This window comes from Phocaeicola sp., assembly GCF_048170425.1.
Taxonomy (GTDB): Bacteria; Bacteroidota; Bacteroidia; order Bacteroidales; family Bacteroidaceae; genus Phocaeicola.
The window spans coordinates 1-6,263 of record NZ_DBEXBB010000102.1 but is presented as its reverse complement, the minus strand read 5'-3'; the positions used below and the strand labels follow the sequence as shown (position 1 = coordinate 6,263).

The following is a 6,263-nucleotide window of genomic DNA, read 5'->3' as shown; positions in this document are numbered from 1 at the left end:
CAACAGCGAGGAAATGAAGAATATTCTCGCACAAGTAAAGGAAATGCCGGATGGTTTCCCGTTTGAAACGACCATCAAGACAGAGACATTCGGCAAAGGTAGAACCAAATACGTGTTTACATGAGAAGAGTTGAAGGAAGTTCCGGGGTTTCGCTGATGGAATGCACGAACCCGGTTAAAGACAAATGGCGCATCCGATGGGATGTGCAGGAAAAAGAGAACGGCTCTGCCTCCTACATGGAAGAGGAGTTCGGGCATAAGCCTACTGATGAGGAAATCCACACATTGGTTATGTCCTGGTATAACAGCCAGACTGATGCGGCTATCCTATCCGGAGTCGCCTATAATGGTGCCCATGTATGGCTTTCTGTGGAGAACCAGTACAACTATAAGGCAGCATACGATTTGGCCGTTCAGACGGGCGGAGAAACCCTGCCAGTGACGTTTAAGTTTGGTTCGGATGAACAACCGGAATACCATACTTTTACTCAGTTAGAAGAACTGAAAGATTTCTATACAAAAGCAGTAGGATTCATTCAGACAGTTCTGGCTGAAGGCTGGGAAAAAAAGGACAAGTTCAATTTGGAATTATATCGGATTGAGTGATTGACAATCCCTTCGGGGGAGGGATAAAAAAAGCCCCCGGCCTGTTAATATAGACGCCAATCATTTATTAACACAAAACGCCACGAGAGTGCGCGACCGGGGGCAATGCCCTCTGCCGCACTCTCGTGGCGTTTTTACGCATTAAATAAATGATTGGCATTGCAAAAGTACAAAAATGATTGGATATGACATTGTTTGAAGCACTTAAATTTAACAGAGAACCGCTTGAAATGCTTATAAGTTTGGGCGGCAAGCAGGATGACCTTCGATTCATAGACTTATATACGGAGTATGAGGTCATGAAAAAACAAGGTGAAAAGACCACTTATGCAGTGGCGTTTTTGGCAAATAAATATTCGGTAAGCGAACGTAAGGTGTATGATGTTATCAAACGGTTTGGAAAGCACTGCACGCTCGGTGCAGTGTGATTGATGTGCCGGGGATGCCTTGTGTTGTCCGGTAGAGCTACCTTTGTACAACCAAAAATAAAGCTCATGAATAAGTATTACCAGACATTAGACAAGATACTCCAAACGGGCAAAATCCAGACCAATAGGAAAGGGCGTATCAAGTATCTATTAAACGAAAGGCTCATGCTAACCCCCGCTGATTTACTTGACATATTTGAAAGCCACGGGATAGCCAGGAAAAAGCTGAAAGAGGAATTGAAACTGTTTATGCAAGGAGTCCGGGATGTGGAAAAATACAAAGAGGCAGGGATTACCTGGTGGGATTATTGCGGCCATACCCTTGTAAACAGCTATCCAACTTACTTTGAAAAGCTTCCACCCCTCATAACCAGGATTAACCGGGAAAAGCGCAACAGCAAGAATTATGTCCTGTTTCTTGGAGAAACCGGGGTGGAAAGCAACCAGGCACCCTGCCTGAGTCTTGTGCAGTTCCAAATTGATGAGGGAGAATTGGTGCTATCTGCATATCAGCGTAGTTCTGATGCGAACCTTGGGCTTCCGGCTGATATTTATCATCTTTATCTGATGGCAAGGCAGGTGGAGCTTCCCCTGAAGTCCATAACCCTTGACCTTGGAAATGTGCATATATATGAAAATAACATTGACCGGACTCTGGAACTGTTATCCGGAGTTGAAAACATTAAATTTGACTTGAACGTATGAAGAATATGAATTTATCTGCACCACTGCCATTTGTAGGCCAAAAAAGAATGTTTGCTAAAGAGTTTATTAAAGTTTTGGAACAGTTCCCTGAAGATACCGTGTTTGTGGACTTGTTTGGCGGTTCCGGACTTCTTTCGCATATAGCCAAAAGAAGCAAGCCCGATGCTACTGTTGTCTACAATGACTTCGACAACTACCGGTTCAGACTGAAAAATATCCCACAGACAAATAAACTGCTTGCCGATATTAGGGAGCTGGTGGGTAATTCGATACCCAAACATAAACCAATTAAAGGGGAACTTAGAGAACGCATTTTTAAACGTATCGAGGAAGAAGAACTAAATGTTGGGTACGTGGATTTTATAACCTTATCATCCTCACTTATGTTCTCCATGAAGTATAAATTGTCTGTAGCCGAAATGCGCAAGGAAGTCCTTTATAACAACATTCGCAAGACCGGTTATCCGGAGTCTTCTGACTACTTAAAAGGGCTTGAAATTGTATCATGCGACTACAAAGCAGTATTCAACCAATATAAGGATGTTCCCGGAGTCGTCTTTTTAATTGATCCGCCTTATCTTTCCACTGATGTTGGTACGTACAATATGTATTGGCGCTTGTCTGATTATTTGGATGTTTTAAAGATACTCGAAAAGCATTCCTTCGTTTATTTCACATCCAATAAATCCTCCATACTTGAACTGTGTGAATGGATTGGAGCAAACAAAACCATTGGCAATCCTTTTGAGGGTTGTACAAAAAAGGAATTCAATGCCCACATGAATTATTCTGCCGAATATACAGACATGATGCTGTATAAGAAACAGGAAAAATTAGTTCATAAAACAGCTGCTTAGCACTGAACAAAGATACAATTTTTCAAGTAGAAGGCCAAACTTTTGAGCCTTATTTTAATGCCGTTATAAAGCCATTTTTTATGAAATTATAAAGCCGAAACAGAGGTCATTACAAAACTTTTGTTTCGGCTTTTTGAGTGTTGCGCGCTTTCCTTTTTTGAACGCTTCGTTTTGTCCTTTTCCCTGAAAATCGAACGCTTCGTTTCGGATTCTGCGGAAATTTGGATTTGCGGATTATACCTGTCCCCGGTACAAAAACTTATGTTTGTATAAATTAGGTTTCAAACAAAAATAAAAATCTTCAGGATGTGTAATATCCAATGGAGCCATTTGTGACATGATAAAAGATTTCTCCGGGAATGGCTGTTTCAGATGAGCCACATAAGGAGATGCCCAGCTGATACGGAAATGCCCTTGGCTGAAGTCATAGAAATAATTCGTTTCAGCAATGTCATTCATCATCGTGTCATTCTCATAAGCCTCCTTCTCCATTTTCCGAAGATATTCCACCGCCTCATATATGTTATCAAACGGATTAGCCAACGTACCTTTTTCGTCCGCAGACGGTTCCGTACCAGTAAAAGGGAGACGCCTAGAATACTTACATAACAATCTATCTGCGTCAGCCTCCTCCAGATGAACCTTGTAAAAACAGTAACCATTATACGGTTCTGTAGGCATCTTGAACACTTGGCAATGAAGGTTGAACTCCTCAGCAAGAATCTTCAACGCTCCTGCAAAGAACTGTTCAGGATTGCCTGTCAGACATAATAACTGCATGCCCTTCAAAAAGCACAAAGCCATCGCATAATCCATCGCATCTATACAAGCCTTTCCCCATTCAAGTTTACCACCCGCTTTCCGTCTCTGATAAATGTACCTGACACGACTATACATCTCCACTCTTACCGGAGTAAAGCTATTCATTGCGCGACGTTCATTTAAAAAGTTCTCCCCAACGACGATTGTATCATCGGGAAGCACATCCACCATCTGTAGTATTCCAATTTTAGGTTGAATATAAGACGTAAAAATGACTCTTAATGTATCTGGATTCAAATTCAGATAATGACAAGCTTCTTTTACAAAAGCTTCCGACATTTGTTTGGATTGAGCTAATGATAACATAAATTTTTATTTAACTAATCTTCCCCAGTTTCTTCAAGCGGCTGCGGATAGCTCCTTTAGTACGTTCAAACATCTCAGCAAGATAATCAATGCTGTTTCCTTCATCATACAGACGGCAAAGCAACTGGTCAGCCTCTTCTTCCCAAGGTATATAGGCATTTCCATGCTCGCTTCTCTTCTCTTCAATGGTATAAGCCTTCTTCCTCTCCGGCTGTGCAGGCGAAGAAAGCCCCTCGTTAGCATTGTAACTCTGTTTTGACGGAATCACACCTCTTACCCCACCTTTCGGATTGGGCACATCGCCCTTGTAGCGCGGAATCAGGTGCATGTGTACATGAAAGACCGACTGGCCTGCCGCCTCGTTCACATTAATGCCCACATTGTATCCGTCCGGATGGTATCGCTCGTCTACCTTCTGCTTCACGTACTGAAGCACCACATTCATGGCCTCCCGTTCGTGATTGGTCAGGTCGAAGTAAGAAGCTACATGCCGCTTGGGGATAATCAGCGCATGACCTGGCGACACCGGATAACCGTCATAGAACGCCACACAAGTAGCCGTCTCACAAATAATTTCCACTCTTCGCGACAGACGGCAGAAAGGACAGACCTCCCCTTCCTTCCGGGGCAACTTATTGAAATGCTGATACTGATAAAGCTCATAGCTCGAATTACGTTCCAAGCTCTGGAAAGGCAGCCGCACATTACACTGATAGGTGTACTGGCGATGAATGGCATGCAACCTGAATCCTTCTTCCATCAGGTCACGACGCACGGCAAAAAAGGCCGTTCCCGTAGGAGCAAGAAGGTTCGTGACATTCATCATCACTTCCGCCTGTGCGTATGGTTCCAGTACATTCAGCACATAGTTGCACAGAATGGTATCAAACTTCCCGTCCGGATATTCAGGACGATAATAATAGTCGTACCCCGTGATGTCATACCCCTGACGCTTCAACTCGTCTGTATCAAAGCCATACCCGCAACCGAAGTCCAAAATACGTCCTTTCAGCAGGTTATGCTGAAGCAGGTAACGGGTGGGCACAGAAAGACTCGTACGCTTGATGGCGGTGAGGTAAGGATGGTTTATCTTTTCAGGTTCCATAGTATTTAGTATTTCCAGGTTTCAAATCCCATGTTCAAGGCTATTTGGTGCATCGGTCCGAAAGTACGCCTATACACCTCCAGAAACTCTTCTTCATTCATCAGGACAAATTCTTTCGGAGTATACCCTAAAGACAGAAAATCTTCCAGAATAGTTGGCTGGTAATTCGCTTGTATAGAGACTTTCAAAGAATGATGCTGCAATTTAGCTAATTCAGGCAGATAAATATCCAAATCCGGCAAATAATTACTTTTGGAGGAATTGATACTACCATCAGCAGGAATCAAATTCCAAAGCAAATCATGAGAAACAAAACTCCAAGGAATGAAATGATCCAACTCATAATCGGAAGGATGCAACTCATGACCGGTATAAATGCAGCGTACAGGCCCTCCTATCTGTATCACCTTATTCCAATAACGATGCTGGTTTGCCAGAGAACTCCTGCTTTCCGGCCTGATTAGCTTACTGGAAATAGCCGGCACATTGGGATTCCTCACTTGCAGGAACTGCATCAAGTTCCAATAAATGAAATCCATCAGAATCTTGTAATGCGTATGCAAATACTCATCCCACACCGGATTAAGTTCGATATAAAAATCCGTTTTCTCCTTATAGATGGAATAAAGGCATCCGTTTTCAAAACTTTGAGAACGCCACATCACTTCACGACTGTTATTTGTCGCATTTATCCAGGGATACAGAAAACAGTAAGGCACATACGTAGTAAGCTTGCCCAGCCTACTCTTTACCGGTTTATCTCTCAGCCTTGCCTGAAGCTGTCCGATAACCTCCTCGCAACCCGCATCAATCGGTATCTGTGTCTCTTTCTGCAATTCGGTGACAATATCAAACAAAGAATCGTTTTTCCCAAATGACAGTCTGAAATAATGTATCGGATACCAGGCATTGGCCACCATACGAATCACAATATCCCATACGTTTATATGTAAATTCCCCGAACGGGCATGTATCTGCAAGATAGACAAGAACCAGAAGAACTTATAAGTGGCCGAAGTGGTATCAAATATCCGACTAAGGCACCGGGTGGTAAGTGTTTGTGATTGCGGTATTTGCATGGCTTGTTACATTATTATTAGCTGTTCATCCAAAGCTAAGATATAAAATGATAGTTAGTACTGAGTAAAATTACAGAAAAGCATCATATAACCGATAATTTCTACCATTTTTTTGATAATGCCGCATAAAGTTCTCGTATTTTTTGTTGTCTTCATGTATAATATTTACCTTCACCACAATAAATGTAATCTCTCAATAACTATGAAAAGACTTATTATCTTCTGCATCGGAACTTTGAGCTTCCTTCCCATGCAAATCCAGGCACGAAAATATTTCTGTGAAATCAAAGGTATGGAGAAAGGCCTGTCCAATGGACTTAAGATAGTATTTGATTTCGGAGAAAGCCCCGTCTAT

Annotated in this window: 7 protein-coding genes; 4 read left to right on the top strand and 3 right to left on the bottom strand. The window is 42.4% G+C overall.

Annotated features, from left to right (window positions below; genetic code table 11):
- Positions 1-120 precede the first annotated feature (120 nt).
- The 4 genes from ACMJ0U_RS04275 to ACMJ0U_RS04260 all read left to right on the top strand — a co-directional run bounded on the left by ACMJ0U_RS04275 (position 121) and on the right by ACMJ0U_RS04260 (position 2,596).
- Positions 121-606, top strand: coding sequence for a hypothetical protein (locus ACMJ0U_RS04275; protein WP_417128393.1), 486 nt, complete (start codon positions 121-123; stop codon positions 604-606).
- 185 nt (positions 607-791) lie between these two features.
- A complete protein-coding gene (locus tag ACMJ0U_RS04270; RefSeq protein WP_007562467.1) occupies positions 792-1,034 on the top strand; it encodes a hypothetical protein in 243 nt (80 codons plus the stop codon).
- A 66-nt stretch (positions 1,035-1,100) separates the two neighbouring features.
- On the top strand, positions 1,101-1,739 hold the full coding sequence (locus ACMJ0U_RS04265) for a thymidylate synthase (RefSeq protein ID WP_007562465.1): 639 nt from the start codon (positions 1,101-1,103) through the stop codon (positions 1,737-1,739).
- Complete coding sequence (locus ACMJ0U_RS04260; RefSeq protein ID WP_007562461.1) at positions 1,736-2,596, top strand: DNA adenine methylase; 861 nt, start codon at positions 1,736-1,738, stop codon at positions 2,594-2,596. The genes ACMJ0U_RS04265 and ACMJ0U_RS04260 overlap by 4 nt, the downstream gene beginning before the upstream one ends.
- A 234-nt stretch (positions 2,597-2,830) precedes the next feature.
- Here ACMJ0U_RS04260 and ACMJ0U_RS04255 read toward each other — a convergent pair whose 3' ends face one another.
- Genes ACMJ0U_RS04255 through ACMJ0U_RS04245 form a run of 3 tightly spaced genes read right to left on the bottom strand, consistent with a single transcriptional unit; the run spans position 2,831 to position 5,908 of the window.
- Positions 2,831-3,724 carry a hypothetical protein gene (locus ACMJ0U_RS04255; RefSeq protein WP_417128391.1) on the bottom strand — a complete coding sequence of 298 codons (894 nt, stop codon included), beginning with the start codon at positions 3,722-3,724 and terminating at the stop codon, positions 2,831-2,833.
- A gap of 10 nt (positions 3,725-3,734) precedes the next feature.
- Entirely contained in the window at positions 3,735-4,829 is a 1,095-nt protein-coding gene (locus ACMJ0U_RS04250) for a bifunctional class I SAM-dependent methyltransferase/HIT family protein (protein ID WP_417128390.1), read from the bottom strand.
- A gap of 5 nt (positions 4,830-4,834) precedes the next feature.
- The gene (locus ACMJ0U_RS04245; protein WP_417128389.1) at positions 4,835-5,908 is read right to left on the bottom strand and encodes an HNH endonuclease domain-containing protein; all 1,074 of its coding nucleotides are present in this window, start codon (positions 5,906-5,908) and stop codon (positions 4,835-4,837) included.
- Between the last annotated feature and the right edge of the window lie 355 nt (positions 5,909-6,263).

Bases quoted from the DNA above. Each gene is read 5' to 3' on its own strand.
- ACMJ0U_RS04275 (WP_417128393.1), top strand. From the start codon at position 121: ATGAGAAGAGTTGAAGGAAGTTCCGGGGTTTCGCTGATGGAATGCACG.
- ACMJ0U_RS04270 (WP_007562467.1), top strand. From the start codon at position 792: ATGACATTGTTTGAAGCACTTAAATTTAACAGAGAACCGCTTGAAATG.
- ACMJ0U_RS04265 (WP_007562465.1), top strand. From the start codon at position 1,101: ATGAATAAGTATTACCAGACATTAGACAAGATACTCCAAACGGGCAAA.
- ACMJ0U_RS04260 (WP_007562461.1), top strand. From the start codon at position 1,736: ATGAAGAATATGAATTTATCTGCACCACTGCCATTTGTAGGCCAAAAA.
- ACMJ0U_RS04255 (WP_417128391.1), bottom strand. From the start codon at position 3,724: ATGTTATCATTAGCTCAATCCAAACAAATGTCGGAAGCTTTTGTAAAA.
- ACMJ0U_RS04250 (WP_417128390.1), bottom strand. From the start codon at position 4,829: ATGGAACCTGAAAAGATAAACCATCCTTACCTCACCGCCATCAAGCGT.
- ACMJ0U_RS04245 (WP_417128389.1), bottom strand. From the start codon at position 5,908: ATGCAAATACCGCAATCACAAACACTTACCACCCGGTGCCTTAGTCGG.